Source organism: Cellulomonas pakistanensis (assembly GCF_016862755.1).
In the GTDB taxonomy this organism is placed as follows: Bacteria; Actinomycetota; Actinomycetes; order Actinomycetales; family Cellulomonadaceae; genus Cellulomonas; species Cellulomonas pakistanensis.
Map to the genome: position 1 here is coordinate 94,647 of NZ_BONO01000002.1, position 24,835 is coordinate 119,481.

Below are 24,835 nucleotides of genomic sequence, written 5' to 3' on the forward strand. Positions count from 1 at the left end.
GCGATTGCGCGACCTGCGGGGTTGGGGCAGCGTGGGAGCCAGCCGGCGCCGTCGGGCGCCGAGGACCGCAAGGAGGAGACTGATGGTTCGCCGCACGGAGCTGCCGAAGTACACCGTCCCGTCGCTGAGCGTCGAGGACGGCCGCACGATCGCCGCGATCCTCCAGCAGCGCCTGAACGCGCTCAACGACCTCGCGCTCACGCTCAAGCACATCCACTGGAACGTGACGGGCCCGCACTTCATCGCGGTGCACGAGATGATCGACCCGCAGGTCGACGCCGTCCGCGCGATGGTGGACCAGATCGCGGAGCGCATCGCGACCCTGGGCGTCGCCCCCGTCGGCACGCCGGGCGCCCTCGTGCAGGACCGCAGCTGGGACGACTACTCGATCGGCAGGGCCGGTGCGATCGAGCACCTGGGCGCGCTGGACGAGGTCTACATCGGCGTGGTCACCGACCACCGCGAGGCCGCCGCCGCGACCGAGGACCTCGACACGGTCACCAACGACCTGCTGGTCGGCCACCTGCACGAGCTCGAGCTGTTCCACTGGTTCGTGCGCGCGCACCTCGAGAACGCGGGCGGCGAGATCAGCAGCGCCGGCGCCGAGGGCGAGCAGGCGTCCGCCGAGGCGGCCGGCGCCGCCGCGCAGGACCCCGAGACCGTCTGACGGTCCGGCCCGAGCACGCCGAGGCCCCGGTCACCAGGAGGTGGCCGGGGCCTCGTGCTGCGCGGGGAGCCCCGCGGGGGGCCGCCCGGGGCGACGTCGGTCAGAGCCGCTCGGGGTCGTCCCAGTCCTCCGACGCCGCGATCGCCTCGTCGTCGGGCAGCAGCTCGCTGTCCCGCAGGGTGCGCGGCGCGCCGGACGGGTCGCCGCCGGACCGGACGTCGGTCGCGCGCAGCTCGGCCTCGGACGGCATCGCCTCGGCGCGGTGGTTGGCGGCGGTCTCGGAGGTGAGGTCACGGGGGCGGGTCGTCATCCCACGGTTGTACCCCGTCGGCGCGGGCGGCACCAGCCCGGCGGCCGGCCCTCAGCCGCCGAGCAGCGCGCGGGTCCAGTCGCCGAGCGTCCCGCCCGAGGTCAGCACCACCAGCCAGCCGATCGCGAGCTGCGCGGCCGCCGCGACCACGATCACGACCCGCCGTCGCGGCGACGGGTCCCGCGGCGCCAGCAGCAGCACGTACAGCGCCGTCAGCACGATCCACGTCTGGCCCGCGGCCTCCCGCAGGCCCAGCCACAGCGACAGGTACAGCCCGACCAGCGCGATCCCGGGCGCGATCAGCGACCACGGGTCCCGCACCGCCCGCACGGTGGACGCGACCAGCACGAGGGGCGCGGCGAGCAGGGCCAGGGCGATCTGCCGCAGCGCGGCCGCGGCCGACGCGCCCGCGCCGCCGGGGAGCCAGCCGTCGGGGGTGGCCGCCTGCATGCCGCCCAGCGGGTCGGCCGAGAACCACCACGACGCGTACAGCCAGAACCCGACCGCGGCCAGGGCCGGGAACAGCAGGACCGCGACGGTCGCCTCGTGCGCCCGGCGGCCGGACCGGCCCGCGCGGCGGGCGAAGAACGGCGCCACCGCCGCGAGCGTCAGTAGTACAGCGGCGGGGTCAGCACCAGGGTGCCGAGCACGGCGGCGGTGGCCCACGGGCCGAGCCCCTCCCGGACCAGCACCGCGGCGAGCCGCTGCAGGGTGAGCCCGAGCACGACGGCCGCGACCAGGCTCATCGCGAGCGTGCTGCCGCCGAGCAGGGAGGCGAGCGCGGCCGCCAGAGGCGGGAACACCTGCGCGATCCACGCCAGCCCGGTGTCGCCCCACTGCACGAGGTCGCCGCGCGCGGCCAGCGCCTCGTTCGCCGTGGGCACCCAGCCGGCGTCGCGAGACAGCAGCGCGACGACGGCGAACGGCAGGGCCAGCCCGACGCGCAGCGCCCAGCGGGCCGCCGGACCTGCCGGCCAGGTGTCAGCCGCGTACCGCCGCGGGGACGTGCGCAGCTGCGGTGACGCCGGTGAGGCCATGTGCGGTCTTCTCCCAGTAGTGCGGCTTCGTGATGAGCTGCCCGAGCGCCTTGTACGCGGCGACCGAGTGCAGCAGCCAGTAGGCGGGGTTCGCCAGGCCCCACAGGACCAACCCGTACCGGCCGCGCTTGAACGCGCCCATCATCGAGACGTAGATCATGAGGGCGCTGCCGACGCCCAGGTTGAACAGCGAGAGCCAGAGCACCCAGCCCGGGAACAGGAACGACAGCTGCTCGGGCTCGAGGAGCAGGGACGCGAGGAACACCGCGTACAGCAGCGGCACCGCGAGGAACGTCGCCGGGGTGCCGCCGACCAGGAACAGGAACGACAGCGTCTGGCGCAGCCCGGCGACCTTCACCAGCCGGAACGGCTGCCGCAGGTGCACGAGCGTGGTCTGCATGTAGCCCTTGATCCACCGTGACCGCTGCCGGACGAAGTTCGGGTACGAGGTGTTCGCCTCCTCGTACGTGGTCGAGTCGATGACGCCGACCCGCATGCCCTCGGCGGACGCCCGGATGCCCAGGTCGGCGTCCTCCGTGACGTTGTACGGGTCCCAGCCGCCGAGCCGGCGCAGGCCGCTGACCCGGAAGTGGTTCGACGTGCCGCCGAGCGGGATCGCCAGCCGGCCGTACTCCAGCCCCGGCAGCATGTAGTCGAACCAGAACGAGTACTCGAGCGTGAACATCCGCGTGAGCGGGTTCTCGTCGGCGTTGAAGTAGTTGAGCGCGGCCTGGACGCAGACCAGCTCCTCCCCCGCCTGCCGGAAGGCGAGCACCGCCTTCTTCACCTGGTCGGGCTCGGGCTTGTCCTCGGCGTCGTAGATCACCAGGTACTCGCCGGTCGCGAACTCGAGGCCGACGTTGCACGCCTTCGGCTTGGTCTGCGGCGCCCCCGCCGGCACGGTGATGAACCGGAAGTGCGCCGGCGGGTTCGCGGCCTCGGCCGCCGCGCGGGTCTCGGTGTCGTCCTCCTCGACCAGGATCAGCACCTCGAGCAGGTGCGCGGGGTAGTCCAGCGCGCCGAGGTTGCCGATCAGGTTGGCGACGATGTTCGCCTCCTTGTACACGGGCACGAGGACCGTGTACCGGGGCAGCTCGTGGTCCGGCAGCGCCGCCAGCTCCGCCGGGTCGGTGCGGGTGACGTGCTCCATCCGCGCGCCGCGCAGGGACGCCCAGAACTTGAACCCGGTCCCGACCAGGAACGCCAGCCCGACGACGACGGAGAACGTCACCACGACGGCCCGCGGGTCGGCGACGGCGGCCAGCACGACCGCGAGCACCGCGAGCACCAGGGCGACCCGCTGCCACGGCACGAGCACCGTGCGCGCGGACTGCGCCGGCGACCGGCCCCACAGCCCCAGGCTCGCGCGGTCCCGCAGGTCGGCGCCGTACCGGTCGAGCACCGCCTGCTGGAAGTCCCACCGGTCGGCGAGCACCAGGTACGGCTCCTCGCCGAGCGCGGCGGCCACGGCGGCGCGGCGCTCGGGGGTCGGCTCGTCCACCACGGCGACGACCGGGACGCCGTCCGCGCGGCGCTCGAGCGGGAGCCACTGCTCGGTGAGCACCCGGCCGACGTCGACGCCCGGCGCGTCCAGCGCGGCGGTGATCCGCGTGGGCACCACGTACGGCAGGCCCCACAGATCGGCCAGCGCTCGGGTCAGCGCGGCCGAGTCGACCGCGCCGATCGCGATGAGCACCTGGCCGATGTACGCGCCGGACTCGGCGGCGACCCGCTGCGCCGCGTCCAGCGTCTCCTTGGTGACCAGGCCGCGGTCGACCAGGTGGTCCCCGACCCGTCGGTCCTGCTGATGGCGCGCCACGCCCGTCCTCCGTCTGCTCGTGCTGGGCGCCACGGTAACCCGGCCGCACCGGCGGGCGCCGTCGCGCACACGCCGTCCACCAGGACCTTCAACATCGCCGCCCGGGTGCCGATGAGGACGGGGTGACCCTCTTGTCCGCCCCGGAGCACCCCGGCCGGCTCCCCGTGCCCGAGCTGCTCCGCACCGGTGGGGTGCACTGCGCCTACCAGCCCGTCGTGGAGCTGGCGACGGGCGAGGTGCTGGGCCGCGAGGCGCTGCTGCGCACGCCCGAGGGGTCCGGATGGCGGTCGCCGCTCGACGTGCTCGACGCCGCCGAGGAGCACGGCCTGCTCGGCGAGCTGGAGCGGGCGGCGATGTCCCGGGCGCTCGCGGACGCCGAGGCCGCCTCGGGCGGGGCGTCGCACACGCTGTTCCTCAACATCGAGCCGAGGACCCTGTCCCGGCACCTGCCGCTCGTCCTCGAGACGCTCGCGCGGCGCAGCGCCCAGGTGCGCGTGGTCGTCGAGATCACCGAGCGTGCCCTCGCGCTCGACCCGGCCGGCATGCTGGACGCCGCCGCGCGCCTCCGCGCCGCCGGCTGCGCGATCGCGCTCGACGACGTCGGCGCCGTGCCGGAGTCGCTCGCGTTCATCCCGCTGCTCGCGCCGGAGATCATCAAGCTCGACCTCAAGCTGCTCCGCACGCTCGAGGACCCGGAGACCATCACCGTCGCCGGCGCCGTCCGGGCCCGCGCCGAGGCCACCGGCGCGCGCGTCGTCGCCGAGGGCATCGAGACCCAGGACGACCTGACCCGGGCGCTCGTGCTCGGCGCGGACCTGGGGCAGGGCTGGTTCCTCGGGCGCCCGCACCGCGAGCTGCCCGCCGGCGAGCGGCACGGCGGCCGGCTCCCCCGCCCGCACGCGCCGCTGGGCGGCTCGGCGACGCCGTTCGAGGTCGTCGCGACCCGGCGCGCCGTGCGGCTCGCCCCCAAGCGGCTGCTGCTCCCGCTGTCCCGCACGCTCGAGACGGCCGCGGTGACGCACCGGGTGCCGCCGGTCGTCATCGGGGCGTTCCAGGACGAGCGGTTCTTCACGGCGCGCTCCGCCCGGCGGTACGGGCGGCTGGCCGGCGCGCTGCCGTTCGTCGGCGCGCTCGGCACCGGCCGCCCCACGACACTGCCCGCCGGGGTGCGGTGGGCGTCCGTCGACCCCGCGGAGCCGCTCGCGCGCGAGTGGGTCGTGGTGGTGCTCGGGGCGCACGAGTCCGTGGCGCTGGTCGGGCGCGAGGTGGACCGGCCGGACCCGACGGCGGCGATCGGCTCGGCGGCGGACGACGCGCGGGAGTTCGAGTTCGCGGTGACCCACGACCACGGGCTGGTCGCGGAGGCGACGCAGTCGCTGCTCCGCCGCTTCCGCGCGGACCCGCTGGGCTGACGGGCGGGCCCGGCGCTGGGTCCCCCGGCGCGTAGACCCGCGGCGCCGAGCGAGTACCGGACACGTCGAGCGAGCATCCCGTGGGTGCTCGCTCGACGTGTCCGGTGCTCTGTCGGGGCGCGGGGGGGTAGCGCGCGGGGGTCCGGCGCCCGCGGGGCTCGACGCCACGCGGGGCTCGGCGCGCGGGGCCGGCGCGGCGGGCCTAGCGTCCGGAGGGTGACGGGCGACGACGCCGGCCTGGCCGGGCTCGAGGAGGCCGCCCGGCGCCGGCTGCCCGCCGACGCCGAGCGCCTGGAGCGCTACGTGCGCCTCGAGACGCCGACCGGGACCCGCGACGCGCTCGACGCCCTCGCCGACCTGGTGGCGGACGACGCCCACGCGGCGGGCCTGGCCGGCGGGCGGGTGCCGACCGCCGACCACGCCGCCGGCGACGCCCTCGTGCTCGACCTCCCGGGCCGCGGGCCGCGCTCCGCCGACGCACCGGCGCTGCTGCTCGCCCACCACGACACCGTGCACGCCGTCGGCGCCGTCCCCGTGCGCCGGGACGGCGACGTGCTGCACGGCCCGGGCACGTACGACATGAAGGGCGGGCTCGTCGTGGCGCTCGCGGCGGCGGCGCTGCTGCGCGACGCCTCGCTGACCCACCGACCCGTGCGGCTGCTGGTCGTGCCCGACGAGGAGGTCGGCTCCGGCGCCTCCGCCGGGCTGGTCCGCGACGCCGCGCGCGACGCGGCGTACGCGCTCGGGCTGGAGGCGCCCGGCGCGCACGGCGGGCTCAAGACGGCCCGGCGCGGCTCCACCCGGCTGCGGCTGCACGTCACCGGGCTCGCCGCGCACGCCGCGGTCGACCCGGGCGCCGGGGTGTCGGCCACCGAGGAGCTCGTCGACCAGCTCGTCGCCACGCGCCGGTTCCTCGCGGAGCACCCGTCGGTGCTCGCCAACGTCGGGGTGATCGAGGGCGGCACCCGCACCAACGTCGTCGCGGAGCGCGCCCGCGCCGACCTCGGCCTGCGGTTCGAGACCGCCGCCAGCGAGCGCGCCGTGCTGCGCCACCTCACGGACCCCGGCCCGGTGCGCGCCGGCGCCGACGTCCGGGCCGAGGTGCTGTCCCGGCGGCCCGCGTGGGAGCCCGGCGCGGCGGCCGAGCGGCTGCTCGACGCCGTGGCGGTCGCGGCGGCGCGAATCGGGCAGGAGGTCACGGGCGCCCCGGCACCCGGTGCCGCGGACACAAACCTCACGGGCGCGGCCGGGCTGCCCACGCTCGACGGGTTCGGGCCGGCGGGCGGAGGTGCGCACGCCGCGACCGAGCACGTGCGGCTGCCGAGCATCGCCAGGCGGGCCGCGCTGCTCGCGGCGACGCTGCACGGGGTGTGACCACCGCGCGGGCCCCGGCGGCCCGCGGCTCGTGCACCCCGGCCGCGTCCGCGTCAGGGGTCGAGCCGCTCCCGCTGCCGATCGGCGAACACCCGCGCCACCTCACGCGTCACCGGGCCCGCGGTCCCGCCGCCGACCGGGCGCCCGTCCACCGCGACGACCGCCTGCACGTCCCGGGCGGTGGAGGTCAGGAACACCTCGTCGGAGTCGGTGAGCGCGTCGTAGGGCAGCTCGACCTCGCGCCCGCCGGACCACTCGAGGACCAGCGCGCGGGTGACCCCCGCGAGGCACCCGGAGTCGAGCGGCGGGGTCAGCAGCTCCCCGTCCCGCACCACGAACACGTTCGTCCCGGTGCCCTCGCACAGCTGCCCGCGGGTGTTCGCGAACACGGCCTCGGTCGCGCCGGCCGCGTGCGCCCGGGCGAGCGCGACCACGTTCTCGCCGTACGAGGTGGTCTTGAGGCCCGTCAGCGCCCCGAGCTCGTTGCGCCGGTACGGCACGGTGACGACGGCGGTCTCGGGCGCGGGGTCGTGGCCCGGCGTGACGCCCAGCACGAGCGTCGGCGGCCCGTCGACGCGGCCGCTGCCGAGGAGGCCCGGCCCGCCGGTGAACGTGATGCGCAGCAGGTCGTACGCGCTGCCGAGCACGTCGGCGTTGGCCTCCACCACCTCGTGCGCGGCGCGGCGCACGGTCTCGACGTCGAAGCCCGGCAGCCCGATCCCCGCCGCCGACCGCGCCATCCGCGCCAGGTGCCGGGACAGGGCGAAGATCCGGCCCCGGTCGATCTTCACCGCCTCGAACACCCCGTCGCCGACCACGAACCCGTGGTCCCGCGCCGAGGTCGTCGCCTCGGCCTCGGGCACCAGGGCGCCGTTGACCCAGAACACCGTCGACGTCACGTCCGCCACCGCTGCGCTCCCGCGTCCCTCGCGCCCGCGCCGTGCCGCGGGCCGTCCCCGGCAGCGTAGCCGCGGGGGCACCGCACGCAGCGCGGTCAGGTCCGGTTGGCGGCCCCCGTGAGCCCCGCCGCGCACGCGACCTCCCGGGCCCGGGCTGCTGCGGCCCCACCCCGACCGTGCCGTCCGGGCGGCGGGACGTCGCGCCGCCACCCGCGCCACGCCAGGGGCGCGCCGACGGGCCCGACCGGGCCCTCGGTCCCGGGTCGCGGCAGCCGAGCCGGCCCACCAGGCGGGGCCGCCGGGGCCGGCTCGGCTAGCGGGCCGCCTTCGCCGCGCCGCCGAGACCCCCGCGTCTGCCCGGGGTGCGCACCGCGTGCCGCACGACCGACGCCGCCACGGCCTCGAGCGTGCGGCCCTGAGAGGCGCGCAGCACGTCGAGCACCCGCCGCGCCTCGTCCTCGTCCAGCCCGCGCGCCTCCATCAGCACGCCGACCGCGTGGTCCACGGACGCGCGCGTCAGCCGCGCGGCCTCGGCCTCGGACGGCACGGGCTCGCGCGCGGGGATCGTGCTGTGCAGCTCGATGAGCGAGGCCATCTCGCCGGCGAATCCCGCGGCGCGGCGGACCACCTCCGGGTCGCACGCCCCCGCGTCGTCGAGGTACAGCGTGAGGGCCGCGGTACCGCCCCGGGCCAGCGGCGCCGGCAGCCCGACCAGGCAGCGGAAGCCCGCCGTGAGCGCCCTCCGGTGCCACGGGTGCGCCCCGTCGAGGTCGCGCAGGTCGCCGACGACGAGCGGCTCGCCGCCCCCGAGCACCTCGCGCCAGGGTCCTCGCGCGTCGGTGCTCGCCCCGGACCGCGTGAGGCGGTCGCCGGTCGCCGTGATCAGCCAGTCCGCGCCGCGCCGGCGCGCGTGCACCGCGCCCTCCGCGGCGCTCCCGGTCTCCCGGGCCACGACCTGCACCAGGTCGTCGAGCAGCGCCCGCACGCTCCGCGCGGGCTCCGTGCCCGGCCACACCGCACACGACTCAGCCATCGTCCCGCTCCCCCTGCGGCAGCAGATGCGGGCCTCCTCGCCGAGTCCCGTCACCGATCGCGCGCGCTGCCGACGCGCAGGCACATGGTGGCACGGCGACGCGCGCAAGATGCCCGTTTCGTCCCGGATTTCTGCGGATCCCTGCCCGATTACCCCACCCGGGTGACACCCCGCGCGGGGCGCGGCTCGCCCCCGCGCGGGTGCACGCGACACGTCCGCGGTGCCCACACTGAGGGCACCGCGGGGGTGTCTCGTGCACCCCGGGGGACGGCCGCCGGGCGTCAGGCCGGGAGCGGGCCCGCGGTGTCGCCGCCGGAGAACGTCGCCCGGCGCGCGAGCACCGCGTCCTCCAGGTCGGCGACCGCCACGTCCTCCGCCCACGCGCGCGCCCGCAGCAGCGCCGCGGCGTCCTCCGGGGCCAGCCCGGTCTGCGCGACGAGCATGCCGACCGCGCGGTGCCGCCTGCCCCGCGCGCGCACGCCCGACACGGCGGGTCCGACGACCGCGGGCGCGAGCGCGTCCGCCAGCACCTGCCCGTCCGCCTGCGCCTCCGGCGTCGCGCACCCGACGGGACCGTGCACCGTCAGCGCGGCGATCACCTGCCCGCCGTCGCGCACCGGCCAGGACCGGACGGCCACCGTCGCACCCGGGTCGAGCACCTCGCCGGCGAGGACGGCGAACACCGGGGGCACCTCGGGCACGTCGGGCGGCAGGTCGGCGGACCGCCCGGGGGCGCCCGGGCCGAGCACGGTGCCGACGGACCGGCCGTGCCGCACCGCCCGCACCGCGGGGCCGTCGCCGACCAGGTCCTCGACCTCGGCGAGGCGCGCCGCCACCTCGTCGGTCGCGCAGGCGGTGTACCGGGTCGGGTCGGCGGGCGCGCACGTCAGAGCGGCGCCGTCGGCGCCCAGCAGGTCCGCGACCGCGCGGCACACGCGCTCGGCGGCGGGCGGGCGGCCGGCCGGGCCCGTGACGGGACCCGACCGCGCCACGGCCTCCGCGAGGGCACGGAGCAGGTGGAGCGGGTCGGTCACCCGGCCAGTGTCGGATCGGTTCGACCGGCCCGCACGCGGAACGCTCGGCCGGCGCTGCGCCGTCCGGGTGACCGGCCGCTCGCCGAGCGGCACGCCGGTCCTCCGGGCCGGGTCGTCGGCACCCGCGGGCCGGCTCGTCGGCACCCGCGGGCGGGTCGCCGGCGCACGCGGGACCGGATGTCGGCGGCCGTGGGCACACTGGGGACGTGGACGACAAGGCGACCCTGCACCGGTACCTCCGCGAGCAGCGCGACGGGCTGCTCGGCAAGCTCGACGGCCTGGGCGAGTACGACGCCCGGCGGCCCCTCACCGGCACGGGGACCAACCTCGCCGGCCTGGTCAAGCACGTGGCGAGCGTCCAGCTCGACTACTTCGGCGAGGTGTTCGACCGCCCGCACGGCCGGCCGCTGCCCTGGTTCGCCGACGGCGCCGAGACGAACGCCGACATGTGGCTGCCGGCCGACGAGACGCTCGACTCGGTGCGCGAGCTGCACGCCTTCTCGGCGGCGCACGCCGACGCGACCATCGAGGCGCTGCCGCTGGACGCGCCCGGCCGCGTCCCGTGGTGGCGACCGGAGAACGCCGACGTCACGCTGCACCGGATCCTGGTGCACATGATCGCCGAGACCGGCCGGCACGCGGGCCACGCGGACATCCTCCGCGAGCAGCTCGACGGCGCGGTCGGGGACGGTCCGTCCGACCCCAACATCCCGTTCGACGGCGCGGACGCGTGGGCGGCGTACCGCGCGCGGGTCGAGGCGGCGGCCCGGGCAGCGGCGGGGCTCCCCGCGGAGGACTGACGCCGCCGCCGGTCCGGCACCCGGTCAGCGCAGGGGGTCCTCCGCCACCATCGCGTGCCCGAGCACGCCCGCGGGCCCGTCGTACGGGGTCACGTCGCCGGCGTACCGCTCCGCGTCGTCCTCCGGCGCGTACCCGAGCGAGCGCGCGGTCGACAGGTCCCACCACGCCCGCGCGTTCGCCGACACCCCGTAGGCCACCACCGGCCCGTCGACGGGCCCGCGCAGCGCCGCGTCGGCCAGCCGGACGGCGTCACCGGGGCTGAGCCAGATCCCGAGGTCGAACGTCGTGCCGGGCCGGTCCGCGCACAGCCCGATGCGCAGCGACACCACCTCGAGCCCGTACTTGTCGGCGTACAGGCTGCCCAGCGCCTCGACCGCCGCCTTCGACACGCCGTAGAACGAGTCCGGCCGGGGTGCGCGGTCCACGGGCGCCTCGCGGTCGGTCGGGTAGTAGCCGACCGCGTGGTTGGAGCTCGCGAGCACCACCCGCCGCACGCCCGCGCGCCGGGCCGCCTCCAGGACGCGGTAGGTGCCGTCGACGTTCGCGCGGCGGACCCGGGTCCAGGTGTCCTCGGACGGGATGCCCGCCAGGTGCACGACGCCGTCGGCTCCCGCCATCGCCGGCGCGAGCCGCTCGACCGCGAGCTCGTCCGTCAGGTCGACCGCCGTGAACGGCTCGTCCGCCGCCGCCGGCGGGTCGTCCGGCGCGTCCGCGTCGACGAGCCGCAGCCGCCAGCCCCGCGCCGCCAGCCCGCCGCCCGCCGCCGTCCGCAGGTAGCTGCCGATCCGGCCGGCCGCGCCGGTGACCACGACGTCGCGCTGCTCCATGCCCCGCAGTCTGCGGCGGCCGTGGCCCCGCCGCGACCCGTCGACCCTCGGGCCCGGCGGGCGGGCCGGCGAGGCTCCCGGCGCGTCCCGCCGGGGAGCGGTCAGGCCGCGGCCGACGCCACCCGCACCCGGTCCCGGCCGTCGGCCTTCGCCCGGTACAGCGCCGCGTCGGCCCGCGCGAGCAGCCCGGCGACCGGCTCCCCCGCCTGCCGCTCGGCGACGCCGATGCTAACGGTGAGCCGGGCCCCGGGCATGAGGTCGTCCCAGACGAGGCCCGCGACCGTCTCCCGCAGCCGGTCGCACACGTCCTCGGTGCGCGACCCCGACAGCCCGTCGAGCAGCACCGCGAACTCCTCGCCGCCGTACCGCGCGGCCAGGTCGTCCCGGCGCAGCGCGTGCTGCACCGCGGCCGCGACCCGCACCAGCACCGCGTCACCGACCTGGTGGGAGTACGTGTCGTTGACCCGCTTGAAGTGGTCGACGTCGAGGAGCGCGACCGCGAACGTGCCGCGCTCGGCGGTCCACCGGTCCAGCTCGGCGTCGAGGGTCCGGCGGTTCGCCAGGCCGGTGAGCCCGTCATGCGCCGCCTCGTGGGCGAGCGCCGCGTTGCGCTCCTCGAGCGCCTCGGACCGGCGCCGCTCGGCCTCGGCCTGCCGCTCGGCCTGCTCGACCTCCATCCGGGCGCCGAGCAGCGCCGCGCGCCGCTCGGCCTGCGCGTCGCCGAGCCGGACGGTCAGCGCGTGCAGCTCCCGGAGGGCGGCCAGGGCCGCGACGGCGTCGCCCAGCGCCTCGTGCGCGTCGGCGAGCACGCGGAGCAGCTCCATGCGCTCGGCCGGCCGGCGCAGGGCGTCGCAGACGACCATGCCCGCGCCCGCCTCGGCGACCGCGTCGGCGTGCCGGCCGGCGGCGAGCAGCTGCCCGGACCGGATCCGGTGCAGCGAGAGCTGCTGCCCGGCCGACGGGAACCGCGCGAGCATGCCGGCGGCCGCGTCCAGCACCGCGTCCGCGGCCTCGGCGTCGCCGGCCAGCAGGTGCGCGACCGCCGCGGTGAGCCGGGCGTCGACCGCCGTGCGGGTCAGGCCCGCGGCATCGGCCTCGTCGACCGCCTCCAGCGCGAGGCCGAGCGCGCGGCGCGCGGAGGCCCGCGCGCCCCGCGGGTTGTCGGCCGCGAGCCGGCGGCTGGTCTCCACGAACGTGCGCGCCAGGTTCGCCAGCGCGATCGACGCCCGGTCGGGGTCCCCGGCGGCAAGCCACAGCCGGCGCGCCTGGGTGAGCACACCCGCGGCCTGCGGTGCGAAGTGCGGCATCGAGGTGTACACCGAGCCGAGGATCGTCAGCACGTCCGCGGTGCCCGCGACGTCGTCGGCCTCGCGGCGCAGCTCCGCGGCCCGGGTCAGGAGGTCGACGGCGTCCTCGGTGTGCCCGAGGTCGTGGTGCACGACGCCCTGGCGTGCCAGCGCGCGCGACTGCCAGACCAGCGCGCCGCGCTCGCGCGCGAGGTGCTCGGCGCGGATCGCCCGCTCGAGCGCCCGGCGGTCCTCGCCCAGCGCGTGGTGCGCGACCGCGGCGTAGTAGGCCAGGCGCATCTCGGCGCCGCCCGCGCGCTGCTCGGCCGCGGCGGCGATGAGGCCCTCCGCGCGCCGGACGCACGCCGTCGCGTCGGAGTCGGCGAGGAGGGCGAGCTCGTCCACCGCGCCCTCCCAGTCCGTGGGAGCCGCGGGGGCTGCGGGTGCTGCGTCGATCGTGGTGGCCGTCATGGTCCTTCGTCCCGCCCGCGGTCCGTCGCGGGTCTCCTGACTCATCGGGCCTGCGACCTGCGGTGATGAGCCCATCGGCCCGTCTTCACCCGGACCGGGCGCCGGTGTGGCAGCGTGGGCGCGGTGAGCCCCGCCGACCCCCGGTCCCTGTTCCCGGGCAAGCAGTTCATCAGCACCGCCCTGGAGGTGCTGGAGACCAAGACCACGATGTCCGGCGGGCTCGCCCGGCGGTACCTGCAGCGCGCCGCGATGGCGGGCGTGCTCATCGGGCTGCTGTACGCGACGTTCTACGTCGTGCTCGCGGCCTTCGCGGGCATCGGCGACGGCGGGCTGCGCCCGATCGGCCGGCTCGTGGGCTCGGTGGTGTTCGGCTGGGCGCTCGTGTTCATCTACTACTCGCGGTCCGAGCTGCTGACCTCGAACATGATGATCGTCTCGATCGGCGCGTACCACCGGCGCACGAGCTGGCCGCGCGCGCTGCGGATGCTCGGGCTCTGCTACCTCGGCAACCTGGTCGGCGGGCTGTTCGTCGCGGTCCTGCTGCGGTTCTCCACGATCGTCTCGGGCGGGCCGACGGCCGAGATGGTCGACTCGGTGGCGCACAAGCTGGCCTACGTCACCGACGGGCCGGCCGGCTGGGTCGACCTGCTGCTGCGCGCCGTGCTCTGCAACTTCTGCATCAACGTGGCGATGCTGCTCGTCTACAACGGGCTGATCAAGGACGACCTGACCAAGTGCCTGGTCATGATCACGTCGGTGTTCATCTTCGCGTTCCTCGGGCTGGAGCACTCGGTGGCGAACACGGTGCTGTTCTCGATCGTCGGCCTGCGCGAGGGGCTGGACCTCGCGGCGGCCGCCGGGAACGTCGCCATCGCCCTGGTCGGGAACTTCCTCGGCGGCGGGCTGCTGATCGGCCTGTACTACGCCTACGTCAACGACGACAAGCAGTGGCTGCGGCAGCAGGGCCGCGGCACGAGCACGCCGGACGACCCGCGGTAGGGCGCGCGGGCGCGGTCAGCCCGGGTAGGTCGCGCCGCCGGGCACGCCGAACAGCTCCTCGAGCGTCGTGACGCCCCGGCGCTCCATCTCCGCCACCAGCTCGGTCCCGACCCAGCGCAGGTGCCAGCCCTCGGGCGCGTACCCGGTGACGCCCCGGTTCTCGGCCGTGTACCGGACCACGAACCCGAACTCGCCGGCCCGGGCGGCGAGCCACCGGCCCTCGTCGGTCTCGGCGTAGCAGTCCTGGAAGTCGCACTCCGGCCGGGTGCTGCTGCCGAGGTCGACCGCCAACCCGGTCTGGTGCTCGCTGTGGCCGGGGCGCGCGCTCACCTCGTCCGCGCGCGCCTGGCCGACCCGAGCGGCCCAGTCCGCGTGCACGCCCTGCTGGTACGCGTGCGACCGGTACGCGCTGTGGATCGGGAAGGTCACGCCGTCGGCGGCCGCGGCGGTGAGCAGCTGCGCCAGCGGCTCGGCCACGGCCGGGCGCACCTGGTAGCCCTGCACGACGACCAGGTCGCCCGGCGCCCAGTCCGCCGGGGTGAGCGGCCGGACCTTGTTCACGACGACCCAGGGGCTCGCCGGGTCGTCGGTCGGGTGCAGCGTCAGGTCGAGACCGACCCGGGCGGGCGGCGCGAGCGTGCCCGGCGTCGCGGGGACGTCGACGGGCGGCACGGAGGGGGTCGTCCGCCCGGGGGCGGCGATCCCGGTCGGCGCCGGGGCCGGGACGGGGTCGAGCCGCGCCCCGCCGGCGGACGACGGTCCGGACGCCGACTCGCGGGCCGTCGGCTCGGGCGCCTCGGCGCGCGCGGCCGGCGCGGGGCGCTCCGGCGCGGCCTCGGGCGCGGGACCGCCGGGGGCGTCCTGCAGGGCGACCGCCGCGAGCAGGCCGCCGAGGACCGCGACGGACGCGACCTGGGCGACCCGGGACGCGCGGCGCGGGCGGCGGTGCGCGGCCCGGTGGTCCGCGGCCCCGGGTCCCGGGTCGGCCGCGTGCCCCCGGTCGCCGTGCGCGGGCGAGACGTCGGCGGGCACGGGCCGCGGGTCCGCGGGAGCGGACGACGACGCGCTGCCCCGGTGCGCGCCGGGGCGCGGGGCACGGGGTTGCTGCGGGCGCGTCGTCACGGTTCTGCTCCTGGTCGGGGGTGCGGGCCGAGCCTAGTCTCCGCCGGATCGGCGCCCGCCGACACCCCGGCCGCACGCCCGGTCGAGGTGCGCGCGTCGTGGGCGCCCACCCGGAGGTCGCGGGCGAGCGCGTCGAGGGCGTCGGACCGGCGCCGCCGGTCGAGCGCCAGGCCCCCGTCCGGGGTGCGTCGCGCCGCCCCGGACAGCACGAGCGCCTCGACCGCCTCGGGGACGCCGTCCTCGGCACCGCGGCGTTCGAGCTCCGCGCCGGTGAGGGGCCGGCCGAGCATCGCGGCGAGCAGCCGGGCCCTGGGCAGCGGGTCGGCCTCGCGCAGCGGGTCCGTGGCGACGCCGGGCACGGCGTCCGGTCGGGGCTGGGTCGGCACGGGTACTCCCCCGGGGTGCGTCCGCGGTCCGGGCCGCCGCGGCTCGTCCGTCCAGGGTCGGCCGCAGGCGGGTCGCTGGGTGCCGCGGTGAGTGGGCGCGGCGCGGCCGCTGAGTGCCGGCCGCGGGCCGCTGCGTGGCCCCGCCGGCGTCGGTGCGTGCGCCACCCGACGCCGCTGGGTGGTGACCCGCCGCCTCGGGCCCGCGCGCCGCACCCCGGCACGGACCCGGACCCGGGCAGCGCCCCGCCCGAGGCGTCCCCCGCCCCGCACGGCGCGAGCCGTCATCCCGCGGCGCGCAGCACCTCGCCGAGCCGGTGGGTGCGCCGCCGCGCGTGCTCGGCCAGCAGCACGACCGCGGCGGCCGCCAGCCCCGCCACGACGGGTGCCGGCACCGCGGCCCACGCGATCGACCCGGTCCCGGCGCCCGGGGCGCCGCCCAGCCCGAGCGGGCCCAGGACGACCGGCGTCACCGCGCACCCGAGCGCGGCCCCCGCCGCGGTGGCGAGCAGCGCCGCGGGGGCGAGCTCGCCGGCGGCGACCCGGCGCGCCTCGCGGTCCGTCAGGCCCACGGTGCGCAGGGTGTCGAGCGCCCGGCCCCGGCCCGGGCCGCCGGCGGCCGCCGCGACGAGCACGGCGAGCACCACGAACGCCAGCAGCAGCGCGACCGACCCGGCGGCGGCCCCGACCAGCGCCCGGGGCAGGACGTCGGACCGCAGCTCCGCCAGCACGGCGGCGCGGGTGGTCACCTCGGCCAGGCCGGGCGGCGGGGCGCCGTCGACCGCGGCACCGGCGCCCGGGCCGACGAGCCACACCGTCGTCGGCGCGGCGGCCTCCGCACCGCCGAGCTCCGCCGCGTCGACCACGACGACCGGGCGCGCGTCGCCCTGCCCGCCGGACGGCGGCGGCACGGCGACCCCGGCGAGGGCGCGCACCGTGCGGTCCGCGCCGTCCCAGCGCAGCTCGACCTCGCCCGCCGGGGCGTCCGGCTGCGCGGGCACCGCCACGCCCGGCGGCAGCGCCCGCGCCAGCGCGGCGAGCTCCGCGGGGTCCCCGGCCACCAGGTCGACCCGCACCGCCCCGTCCGTGGTGCGGCCCGGCACGTCCCGCACCACCCGCGCGGCCACGGCCGCCGTCACCCCCGGCGCGTCGGCCCACGACCGCGCGGCGGCGCCGAGGGCCGGGTCGGGCTCGCCGGTGACGCGCGCGTCGCCGCCCACGGCCACCCACGAGGCCGTCTCCTGCCCGTCGCGGACCGCCGCCGCGGACGACGCGGCCACGACGACGAGCGCGGCTGCGGTGGCGACGGCCAGCAGCGGCAGCGGGGCCAGCCCGTCCGACCGGGCGCGCGCGACGGCCAGCACCGGCACCGCCCGGCGCGACCGCTCCGCCAGCGGGCCGAGCCGCCGCACCAGCGCGGGCAGGAGCCGCGCGGCGAGCACCGCGCCGACCCCGGCGAGCAGCGCGGGGGCGGCGGCGCCGAGCAGGTCCGGGGCGGCCGCCGCGTCCGCGAGGCCCGCGCGCGCCCCGGCCGCCGCCGCGGCACCCCCGCCCGCCTCGCCGGCGGCACCCCCGCCACCCACGCCCGCCGCGCCCGCACCCCCGCCTGCGCGCAGCGCGACCACCGCGCCCGCGGCCAGCGCCACCAGCGCCACCTCCGCGGCCACCCGCCGGGCCCCGACGTCCCGCAGGCCGCCGCGCACCCCCGCCGCGCCCCGCGCCCGCGCCCCGCCCGGGTCCACCGCGCCGCGGGCGCGCCGCACGGCGGCGAGGGGCAGGGCGAGCACCGCGACGCCGGCCACCGCCAGCACGGCCGCGACCGGCACCGGCCCGGGCACGACGGCGCCCGCGAGCAGCAGGCCCGCCACCACGCCCGCCCCGACCACCAGCACGGCCTCGGTGCCGAGCTCGGCCGCCAGCGCCGGCAGCGTTGCGCCGCGGGTGCGCCGGGCGGCGAGCTCGCCGGTGCGGCGCTGCGCGAGCAGGCCCGCGGTGAGGACGAGGAGCAGCGCGCCCACGGCCACGCCGCCGACGGCGAGCGCCGTGGCCGCCGCACGCGCGGACGCCAGCTCGGCCACCGCGCCGCGGAGCACCCCGACGGCGCCGGAGTGCAGCGAGCCGCCCTGGGCACCCCAGCCGATCGTGCCGGGCGACGCCTGCAGCCGCGGCAGCTCGGCGAGCACCCGCCCGGCGTCCGCCGCGCCGAACCCCGCGGGGGCGAACGGGACCCGGACCGTGCGGCGGACGTCTCGCGGTCCCACGGCCTCGACCGCCGCCGCGAGCGACGCGTCCGAGAGCAGCGCGGCCGCGAGGGTGCTGGTGGCCGGCCCGACGCGGGACACCCGGGGCTCGAGGAGGTCGGGCGCGTCGTGCCAGGCGGACGCGCCCGGGTCGAGCGGCCGGAACACGCCGGACACCATGGCCTCCACCGGCGAGCCGTCCGCGGCGGCCAGGTGCAGCGCGTCGCCGGTCGACGCGCCGACCGCCCGCGCGACCGGCTCGGAGAGCGCGACCTGCACGGGCGCGACCGGACCGGGCTCGGCGGGCAGCAGCACGAGGTCGCCCGCGTCGCCGTCGAGGTCGGGCGCCGGCGGGAACTGCGGCTCGCCGCCCGACACCCACGCCACCGCGCCCTCCGCGGGCGTCCACACCAGCCGCAGGTCCGTCTCGCCGCGCGGCGCGCCCGCCGCCGCGCCCACGGCGAGCGCGAGCGGCGACGTCGCGGTCGAGACGACCGGCGGGCGCAGCACCGCCCCGAGCCGTGCGTCCAGTCCCGTCGCCACGTCCGCCGCCGCGTCCCGGGACACCTCGGCCACGCCGTCGTAGCCCCGGCCGGTCTCGGTGAACGCGGTCGTGGTCGTGAGGACGAGGTCGCCGGCGGCGCCGGCGCGCGCGACCGCCGTGCGCACCGCGTCGTCCGACACCCGGGCCACCGCGCGCGGCACGACGGCGGCGAGCGCCACCACCAGGGCGACGAGGACCGCGACCAGCGCCAGCGGTCCCGCCTGGGCCGCGGACCGCCGCGGCAGCGTCGCGAGGTCGACGCCCGCGCGCCGCCGCCCCGCGCGCGTGCGGTGCCGCCCGGTCACGTGGCGTCCCCGAGCCGCAGGTGCGCGGCGGACGCGCGGCGCACGAGGGCGGCCGTCGCCGGGAGCACCACCGCGGCTGACCCGGCGAGCAGCAGCGCGGCGATCGTGCCGGCCGCGGGCCACGACCACACCGGGAGCGCCTCCGGGACCGGCCGCCCGCCGGTCGCCGAGATGGTGAGCGCCGGGGCGAGCGCCCGCGCGACCACCGCCCCGGCGGCGGTCCCCGCGGCGACCGCGAGGAGGTCGACCACGACGTGCTGCACGACGTACGTGCCGGCCACCGCCCGGGGGGACGCGCCGACGGCCAGCAGCCGGGCGACCTCGGGACCACGGTCCTCCGCGGTCTCCGCCGCGTGCAGCGCGGTGCCCACGAGGGCGAGCGCCACGGCGGCGACGACGAGCAGCCCGAGCGCGGCGAGCACCCCGACCCGGAGCGGGCCGGCCGCCAGGTCCCCGGCGACCGCGGCCCGGGACGTCACCTGCGCGCCGGCGTCCCGGAGAGCGTCCACGTCGGCGTCCGCCGGCAGCCACCACGCGTCGACGAGCGGCGCCGTCTCCGCCTCGGCGATCGCGGCGCGCGACAGCGCGCGCAGGTCCGCCAGCACGGCGGGCCGGTCGGCGGCCCCGGGCAGGTAGGGGGCGACGGCCGCGACCGCGGCGGGCAGCGACGCGCCGCCCACCGCGACCTCGAGAGGGTCGCCGACCCGGAGCCCCGCACCGGCGGCGAGGTCCTCCGTGACGACGACCGGCAGCGGGGCGGTCGGCGCGAACGACGTCAGCACCGCGACGGTCGGCAGGTAGGACGCCCGCGACACGTCGACCTCGCCGGTCGCGCTGACCCCGTCCGGCCCGACCTCGACCTCGGGCCGGGACAGCGACTGGTTCTCGGCCGTCGCCGCCGTCGGCCGCGCGGACCACGGGCCCGCACCGGCCGCGTCGCCCGCACCGGGCGGCGGGTCCCACGCCACCCGCACCGCGACGTCGGCGACCCCGCCGACGCCCTCGTCGAGCACCACGTCGGTGTGCACCCGCAGGACGACCGCCAGCACGCGCGCGCCGCCGTCGGGCGCGACGAACCCGCCGGGCGTCGCCAGGTCGACCACCCGCTCGGCGCCGTCGAGGGGGACCCGGTCCCCCAGTGCCCGGACCCGCACACCGTGGCCGTCGTCGACCACGAGCGCGGGCGTGACCGACATCGGGTGCTCGCTGCCCGTCGTGCCGGAGAGCCGGACCGCGAGGTCGCCGCCCTCCGCGCGGACCGGCAGCGCCGCGACCAGCTCGCCGTCCGCCGGCGGGAGCCCGGCGGTGAGCCCCGCCCACGTGGTCCCGTCCGGCAGCCGCCCGGTCAGCTCGGCGGCGCCCGTGTCGACCGCGAGCAGGCGAGGCTGCGCCTCGTCGGGCCCCGACGCCACCAGGGTGCCGAACCCCGTGCCGCGGTCGGTCACCGGCAGCGCCGCCCCGCGCGCCGCGTCCCGCACCAGGACGCCCTGCGCGGTCGGCGAGCCGGGGACGTCCGACGCGACCACCGCCGCCGGCACGAGGGCCTCGGCCTGCTCCGCCTGCGACCGGGACCAGGTGGCGGCCCAGCCGGCGCCGAACGTCGCTCCCGCCGCCGCGAGGACGAGCAGCAGCAGCGCCACCGCGGCCCGGGGCCGCCGCGCGGCGTCGAGCGCGGCGAGCGGCAGCACGAACCGGCGGGACCGCCGCGCGCCCCGCTCCGCCGCCCCGCCCAGCAGCGGGACGACGCGCAGGACGAGGACCGACGCCGCGACCAGGGCGAGCACCGGGGCGAGCACGCGCACCGCGTCCGCGGGGGCGTCGGAGCGGAGCCGGAGCGCCGCGAGCACGGCGACGGCCACGAGCAGCAGGTCGCCGCCGGAGCGCGCGAGCCGGGACGGACCCGTGGCGCGCCGCGCGCCCGGTCGGCGGGCGGCCGGGGCCACGAGCGCCAGGACCAGCCCGACCGCCCCCACCCCGACGGTGGCGACCAGGGACCCCGGCACGCCCTCGGGCGGCGCGATCCCGGCGCCCGCCACGAGCGGGACCGCCGCCAGGGCGCGGTAGGCGGCCAGCGCGAGCGGCACGGCCAGCACCCCGGCGACGCCGACCACCGCGGCGGCCTCGGCGCCCGCGAGGCCCAGCAGCTGCCGGCGGCCCGCCCCGCGGTCGAGCAGCAGCGCCCGCTCCGGGCCGCGGCGCGCCGCGAGCAGCCGGCCCGCGAGCAGCAGGGCGGCCGCGGCCAGCGCGACGCCGACGAGCCCCGCGGTCAGCACCGCCGCCCCGGCGACGGCGTGCTGCGTCGCGGTCGCGCGGGCGGTGGCGGGGAACGACGTGCGCACGACCGTGCGGTCGGCGCGCTCGCCCAGGGCGTCCGCCAGGGCGGGCCGCAGCCGGGCCACCCCCTCGGCCGCCTCGCGCAGCGCCGCCACGGACGCGCCGGCCGGGTCCGGCCGGAGCGCCACGGTGACGACGCCGACCCCGGTCCCCGCGGACGCCAGCGCGCCCGGGGCGACGACCAGCGGGCCGTACGCCGGCGACTGCTGGCGCCCGGACGTCCCCGGGCGGGCGTGGCCGGGGTCGACGCCCGCCCCGCCGAGCAGGTCGCGCGCCCACACCGGGGTGCCGGCGTCCCCGCGGTGCAGCGGCTGGAACACCCCGACGACGCGCACCGCGGTGCGGTCCGCGGCGGCGGGGGCGTCCGGCGACGGCGCCAGGTCCAGCGCGTCCCCGGGCGCCAGCCCGAGCGCGGCCGCCGTGGCCGCGGGCAGCGCGACGTCGACCGGGCCCGAGCCGCCGGCCGCCGCCGCGTCCGGCCACGCACCCTCCACCAGGCGCGCCGCGCCGGCGAGGTCCGCCGCGTCGGTCAGGTACGCGTAGCCGGGGTCCTCGGACCCGTCCTCGGGCAGCGCGAGGAGCGGCGACTCCGTCCACGTCGACACGGTGGCCGGCAGCGGCGCGAGCGCGTCCGCCGCCACCGCGGTCACCTCGGGCACCAGGGCGCCGGCGTCCGCGGCGACCGCCCCGGCCGGCGGCACGACCCGCGCGACCACCTGCGTCCCGCCCGTGCCCGCCGCGGCGAGCGCCGCGTCCAGGGCGTCGCGGCGGCCGGCGGTGAGCAGCAGTCCGCACGTGGCCAGCACGGTGAGCGCGACCAGGGCCGTCGCCGTCACCGCCGCGAGCAGCGGGGCCTGCGCCCGGGCGCGGTGCAGCGCCAGCGCGGGCACCTCCCGCGCCCAGGCCGCGGTCATGCGGGCAGCACGCGGCCGTCGACCAGGCGCACCGCCCGGTCCGCCAGGCCGATCATGACGGGGTCGTGCGTCGACACGACCGCCGCCATGCCCTCGGCCTCCACGACCGCCCGGATCAGGGCCATCACGGCGAGCCCGGTCTCGGTGTCGAGCTGGCCGGTGGGCTCGTCGGCGATGAGCAGCCGCGGCGACCCGGCCAGCGCCCGGGCGATCGCGACCCGCTGCTGCTGCCCGCCCGAGAGCTCGTCCGGGCGCAGCGCGGCGTGCCCGTCCAGCCCGACCAGCCGGAGCAGCAGCGCGACGCGGCGCTCGCGGTCCGCGACGGGCAGGGCGCGCAGCCGCAGCGGGACCGCGACGTTCTCCGCGGCGCTCAGCACGGGCACCAGGCCGAAGGTCTGGAACACGAACGCGACGACGTCCCGGCGCAGCCGGACCTGGCCCGCGGCGTCCAGGGTGGCGACGTCGGTGCCGTCGACGTGCACCGACCCCGCGTCCGGGCGGTCGAGGCCGCCGACGACGTTGAGCAGGGTCGTCTTGCCGGAGCCCGACCGGCCGACCAGGGCGACCAGCTCCCCCGGCGCGACGTCCAGGTCGACGCCGCGCAGCGCGTGCACGGCGGCCCGGCCGGAGCCGTAGGTCCGGTGCACGCCGCGGACGCGCACGAGCGGGGCGCCGGCGTCGGGCGCCGCCGTCCCCGCACCTTCCCCCGCCGTCGCCGGGACGCCGGCCACGCCGGTCACGCCGGTCACGCCGCACCGTGCCGGCGCCGCCGCGGCGCCTGCGCGTCGCCCGACCCGTCCGGCCGCACCGAGACGTGGTCGGCCTCGAGCGCGAGGCGCACCCGCCGGGTCAGGTCGAGGGCCTCGCGGTACTCCCGCGGCACCTGCACCCGACCGGCGCGGTCCATCACGGCGTACTCCTCGGCGACCACGCCCCCCTCGCCGCCCGCGTCCGCGCGGCGGAGCACCTCGCTGCTGGTCCGCCCGTCCCGGATCGCCACCGTGCGCTCCACCTGCCCGCTCACCGTCGGGTCGTGCGTCACGACCACGACCGTGGTGCCCGCGTCCCGCTGCGCCGCACGCAGCGCGTCGAACACCTGCTGCCCCGTGGCCGTGTCGAGCTCGCCCGTGGGCTCGTCGGCGAGCAGCAGCCGCGGGCCGTTCGCGAGCGCCACCGCGATCGCGACCCGCTGCTGCTCGCCGCCGGACAGCTCACCCGGTCGCCGGCCGCCCGCGTCGGCGAGGCCCACGAGGTCGAGCAGCTCGCCGACCCGGCCGGCGCGCCGCCGCCGGGGCACGCCCGCGAGGGTGAGCGGCAGCGCGACGTTCTGCCGGGCCGTCAGGTACGGCACCAGGTTGCGCGCCGTCTGCTGCCGGACGGTCCCCACGACCGTCCGCCGGTACGCGACGCGGTCGCGCGCGCTCAGCGCGCCCAGGTCCCAGCGGCCCACGCGGACCCGGCCGGCGCTCGGCGCGTCGGCGGCCGACAGGATGCGCAGCAGCGTCGACTTGCCCGACCCGGAGGCACCGACGACGGCGACCATCTCGCCCGCGTGCACCAGCAGGTCCAGGCCCTGCAGCGCCTGCACCTCGACACCCCCCGACCGGAAGATGCGCACCACGGCGTCGCAGACCACGAGGGCCTGCTCGCCGAACTCCTCGGGCGCGGCGAGCCGCTCGCCGAGCTCCTCCACGATGCTGCGCTGCACGGGGCCCCTCCGGTGGACGACGCGCGGACTCTACCCCGCGCGTCGCCGCAGGTCAGCACCCCGGGCGGGACGTCACCCGCGCGAGGCCCGCGGACGGCGCGACGCCGCCCCGGGAGCGCGGTGCTCCCGGGGCGGCGTCGTCGGTGCGGGTCAGCCCTGCTGCGGCGCCTGCCGCACCTCCTGGGCCGAGTCCTGCGCCTGGGACTTCAGGTCGCTCGCGGCCTGGGTGCCCTGCTCCTTGACGGCGCCCGCGGCCTCGGTCGCGCGCTCCTTCACGGAGTCGAGCGCCTGCTGGGCCGGCTCGCGGAGCTCGTCGGCCACCTGGCTCGCGGCCTCCTTGACCTGGGGCGCCAGCTGCTGCGCCTGGTCCTTGACCGCCTGGGCCGCCTGCTGCTCCTTCTGCGACGACGGGAGCAGCGACGCCGCCAGCCAGCCGACGCCGAAGGCGATGAGGCCCGCGGCGAGCGGGTTCCCCTCGGTCTTGCGGGCGACCGTCGACGGCGCGCCCTGCACGCCCTCGGCGAGACCGTGCGCGGCGGACCGCGCCGAGTCGGCCGCGGAGTGCGCCGAGCCCGAGACGCTGCCCGACGCGCTGCCGGCCGCCCCGCTCACGTTCTCGCGGGCGTCGTGCACGGTGCCCATGACCCGGTCGCGGACCGAGCCGACCTTGCTGCGCACCTTCTCCGCCTGGCGGTGCGCCACCTGGCGCGGGTCGAGCGCGTCGCCCACCGCGTCCACGTCGGCGCTCAGGTCGGCGCGGGTCGCCTCGATCCGGGCGCGGATCTCGTCCGGGTTCTCACTCATGGTTCGCCTCCTCGTCACCCTTCAGGGCGTTCGGGATCTTCTTGACCGTCTCCGCCGTGCGCGGCGCGCCCTTCACCCGCTGCAGCTCCGAGCGCCCGCGCAGCGCGAGCACCGCCGCGATGACGCCCCAGATCACCGCCACGACCAGCGCCGACCACGAGTGGCCGAGCGGGTGCGACAGCGCCCACCACAGCGCGATGGAGAGGAACAGCAGCACGAAGTGGCCCGCGACGCCCGCGCCCGCGAGCATCCCGCTGCCGCGCCCGGCCCGCTTGGCCGACTGCGTCAGCTCGGCCTTGGCCAGCTCGACCTCCTGACGCACCAGCGCCGAGAGGTCCTGCGTGACGTTGCCGATCAGGTCGCCGAGCGACGGGCGCTCGCCACCCTCCCCGGCCGGTGCCGTCCCCGCCGGCGCCGACCCGGGTGCGGTGCCCAGGGGCGCACCGCCCTGCGTGCCGCCTGTCCCCGCCCCGCCCGGACCCGCGCCGGGGGCCGCGGCGACGGTCGGGTCC

22 protein-coding genes are annotated in these 24,835 nt (G+C 79.0%); 5 read left to right on the forward strand and 17 right to left on the reverse strand.

The genetic code is table 11. From position 1 onward, the window contains the following. Positions 1 to 82: 82 nt before the first annotated feature. The gene (locus tag Cpa01nite_RS01870) at positions 83 to 667 is read left to right on the forward strand and encodes a Dps family protein (protein WP_203667033.1); all 585 of its coding nucleotides are present in this window, start codon (positions 83 to 85) and stop codon (positions 665 to 667) included. Positions 668 to 767: 100 nt separating this feature from the next. Here the strand turns inward: Cpa01nite_RS01870 and Cpa01nite_RS01875 are convergent, their stop codons facing one another. Genes Cpa01nite_RS01875 through Cpa01nite_RS01890 form a run of 4 tightly spaced genes read right to left on the reverse strand, consistent with a single transcriptional unit; the run spans position 768 to position 3,833 of the window. Continuing rightward, positions 768 to 977 (reverse strand): hypothetical protein, encoded by a 210-nt coding sequence (locus Cpa01nite_RS01875; RefSeq protein WP_203667034.1) that lies wholly within the window; start codon positions 975 to 977, stop codon positions 768 to 770. 51 nt (positions 978 to 1,028) lie between these two features. Then, a complete protein-coding gene (locus Cpa01nite_RS01880; RefSeq protein ID WP_203667035.1) occupies positions 1,029 to 1,574 on the reverse strand; it encodes a hypothetical protein in 546 nt (181 codons plus the stop codon). Positions 1,575 to 1,585: 11 nt separating this feature from the next. Beyond that, positions 1,586 to 2,014 (reverse strand): hypothetical protein, encoded by a 429-nt coding sequence (locus Cpa01nite_RS01885; protein WP_203667036.1) that lies wholly within the window; start codon positions 2,012 to 2,014, stop codon positions 1,586 to 1,588. Then, a complete protein-coding gene (locus Cpa01nite_RS01890) occupies positions 1,959 to 3,833 on the reverse strand; it encodes a glycosyltransferase (protein WP_239068451.1) in 1,875 nt (624 codons plus the stop codon). Before Cpa01nite_RS01890 ends, Cpa01nite_RS01885 begins: the two co-directional genes overlap by 56 nt. A 122-nt stretch (positions 3,834 to 3,955) precedes the next feature. On the opposite strand from Cpa01nite_RS01890, the gene Cpa01nite_RS01895 reads away from it, so the two are divergent. Together Cpa01nite_RS01895 and Cpa01nite_RS01900 are read left to right on the forward strand one after the other, a co-directional pair. Next, a complete protein-coding gene (locus Cpa01nite_RS01895; RefSeq protein WP_203667037.1) occupies positions 3,956 to 5,245 on the forward strand; it encodes a sensor domain-containing phosphodiesterase in 1,290 nt (429 codons plus the stop codon). Between the two features lie 216 nt (positions 5,246 to 5,461). Beyond that, complete coding sequence (locus Cpa01nite_RS01900; protein WP_203667038.1) at positions 5,462 to 6,619, forward strand: M20/M25/M40 family metallo-hydrolase; 1,158 nt, start codon at positions 5,462 to 5,464, stop codon at positions 6,617 to 6,619. Between the two features lie 53 nt (positions 6,620 to 6,672). On the opposite strand, the gene Cpa01nite_RS01905 is transcribed toward Cpa01nite_RS01900, so the two are convergent. The 3 genes from Cpa01nite_RS01905 to Cpa01nite_RS01915 form a co-directional block, all read right to left on the reverse strand. Continuing rightward, positions 6,673 to 7,518, reverse strand: coding sequence for an aminotransferase class IV (locus Cpa01nite_RS01905; protein ID WP_203667039.1), 846 nt, complete (start codon positions 7,516 to 7,518; stop codon positions 6,673 to 6,675). A gap of 313 nt (positions 7,519 to 7,831) precedes the next feature. Beyond that, positions 7,832 to 8,551, reverse strand: a complete 720-nt coding sequence (locus Cpa01nite_RS01910) for an ANTAR domain-containing protein (RefSeq protein WP_203667040.1) — start codon at positions 8,549 to 8,551, stop codon at positions 7,832 to 7,834. 281 nt (positions 8,552 to 8,832) lie between these two features. Further along, positions 8,833 to 9,585 (reverse strand): hypothetical protein, encoded by a 753-nt coding sequence (locus Cpa01nite_RS01915; protein WP_203667041.1) that lies wholly within the window; start codon positions 9,583 to 9,585, stop codon positions 8,833 to 8,835. 206 nt (positions 9,586 to 9,791) lie between these two features. Between Cpa01nite_RS01915 and Cpa01nite_RS01920 the strand changes: the two genes are divergently transcribed. Next, positions 9,792 to 10,385 (forward strand): DinB family protein, encoded by a 594-nt coding sequence (locus Cpa01nite_RS01920; RefSeq protein WP_203667042.1) that lies wholly within the window; start codon positions 9,792 to 9,794, stop codon positions 10,383 to 10,385. A gap of 24 nt (positions 10,386 to 10,409) precedes the next feature. Here Cpa01nite_RS01920 and Cpa01nite_RS01925 read toward each other — a convergent pair whose 3' ends face one another. Both Cpa01nite_RS01925 and Cpa01nite_RS01930 read right to left on the reverse strand, forming a co-directional pair. Beyond that, positions 10,410 to 11,213, reverse strand: a complete 804-nt coding sequence (locus tag Cpa01nite_RS01925; RefSeq protein ID WP_203667043.1) for an NAD-dependent epimerase/dehydratase family protein — start codon at positions 11,211 to 11,213, stop codon at positions 10,410 to 10,412. Positions 11,214 to 11,314: 101 nt separating this feature from the next. After that, entirely contained in the window at positions 11,315 to 12,970 is a 1,656-nt protein-coding gene (locus Cpa01nite_RS01930) for a GGDEF domain-containing protein (RefSeq protein ID WP_203667044.1), read from the reverse strand. A 123-nt stretch (positions 12,971 to 13,093) separates the two neighbouring features. Here Cpa01nite_RS01930 and Cpa01nite_RS01935 point away from each other — a divergent pair, with 123 nt between their 5' ends. Next, the gene (locus tag Cpa01nite_RS01935; protein ID WP_203667045.1) at positions 13,094 to 13,969 is read left to right on the forward strand and encodes a formate/nitrite transporter family protein; all 876 of its coding nucleotides are present in this window, start codon (positions 13,094 to 13,096) and stop codon (positions 13,967 to 13,969) included. Positions 13,970 to 13,984: 15 nt separating this feature from the next. Here Cpa01nite_RS01935 and Cpa01nite_RS01940 read toward each other — a convergent pair whose 3' ends face one another. The 8 genes from Cpa01nite_RS01940 to Cpa01nite_RS01975 form a co-directional block, all read right to left on the reverse strand. Then, the gene (locus tag Cpa01nite_RS01940; RefSeq protein ID WP_203667046.1) at positions 13,985 to 15,001 is read right to left on the reverse strand and encodes a M15 family metallopeptidase; all 1,017 of its coding nucleotides are present in this window, start codon (positions 14,999 to 15,001) and stop codon (positions 13,985 to 13,987) included. 86 nt (positions 15,002 to 15,087) lie between these two features. Beyond that, on the reverse strand, positions 15,088 to 15,477 hold the full coding sequence (locus tag Cpa01nite_RS01945; protein WP_203667047.1) for a hypothetical protein: 390 nt from the start codon (positions 15,475 to 15,477) through the stop codon (positions 15,088 to 15,090). 281 nt (positions 15,478 to 15,758) lie between these two features. Then, positions 15,759 to 18,563 (reverse strand): FtsX-like permease family protein, encoded by a 2,805-nt coding sequence (locus Cpa01nite_RS01950; RefSeq protein WP_203667048.1) that lies wholly within the window; start codon positions 18,561 to 18,563, stop codon positions 15,759 to 15,761. Then, positions 18,560 to 21,811: an FtsX-like permease family protein gene (locus Cpa01nite_RS01955; RefSeq protein ID WP_203667049.1), complete on the reverse strand. Its 3,252-nt coding sequence runs from the start codon at positions 21,809 to 21,811 to the stop codon at positions 18,560 to 18,562. Before Cpa01nite_RS01955 ends, Cpa01nite_RS01950 begins: the two co-directional genes overlap by 4 nt. Next, positions 21,808 to 22,551: an ABC transporter ATP-binding protein gene (locus tag Cpa01nite_RS01960; RefSeq protein ID WP_373307305.1), complete on the reverse strand. Its 744-nt coding sequence runs from the start codon at positions 22,549 to 22,551 to the stop codon at positions 21,808 to 21,810. The genes Cpa01nite_RS01955 and Cpa01nite_RS01960 overlap by 4 nt, the downstream gene beginning before the upstream one ends. Before the next feature lie 5 nt (positions 22,552 to 22,556). Next, positions 22,557 to 23,519: an ABC transporter ATP-binding protein gene (locus tag Cpa01nite_RS01965; protein ID WP_203667050.1), complete on the reverse strand. Its 963-nt coding sequence runs from the start codon at positions 23,517 to 23,519 to the stop codon at positions 22,557 to 22,559. Positions 23,520 to 23,669: 150 nt separating this feature from the next. Further along, entirely contained in the window at positions 23,670 to 24,323 is a 654-nt protein-coding gene (locus Cpa01nite_RS01970) for a DUF3618 domain-containing protein (protein ID WP_203667051.1), read from the reverse strand. Then, positions 24,316 to 24,759: a phage holin family protein gene (locus tag Cpa01nite_RS01975; RefSeq protein ID WP_203667159.1), complete on the reverse strand. Its 444-nt coding sequence runs from the start codon at positions 24,757 to 24,759 to the stop codon at positions 24,316 to 24,318. The genes Cpa01nite_RS01970 and Cpa01nite_RS01975 overlap by 8 nt, the downstream gene beginning before the upstream one ends. Between the last annotated feature and the right edge of the window lie 76 nt (positions 24,760 to 24,835).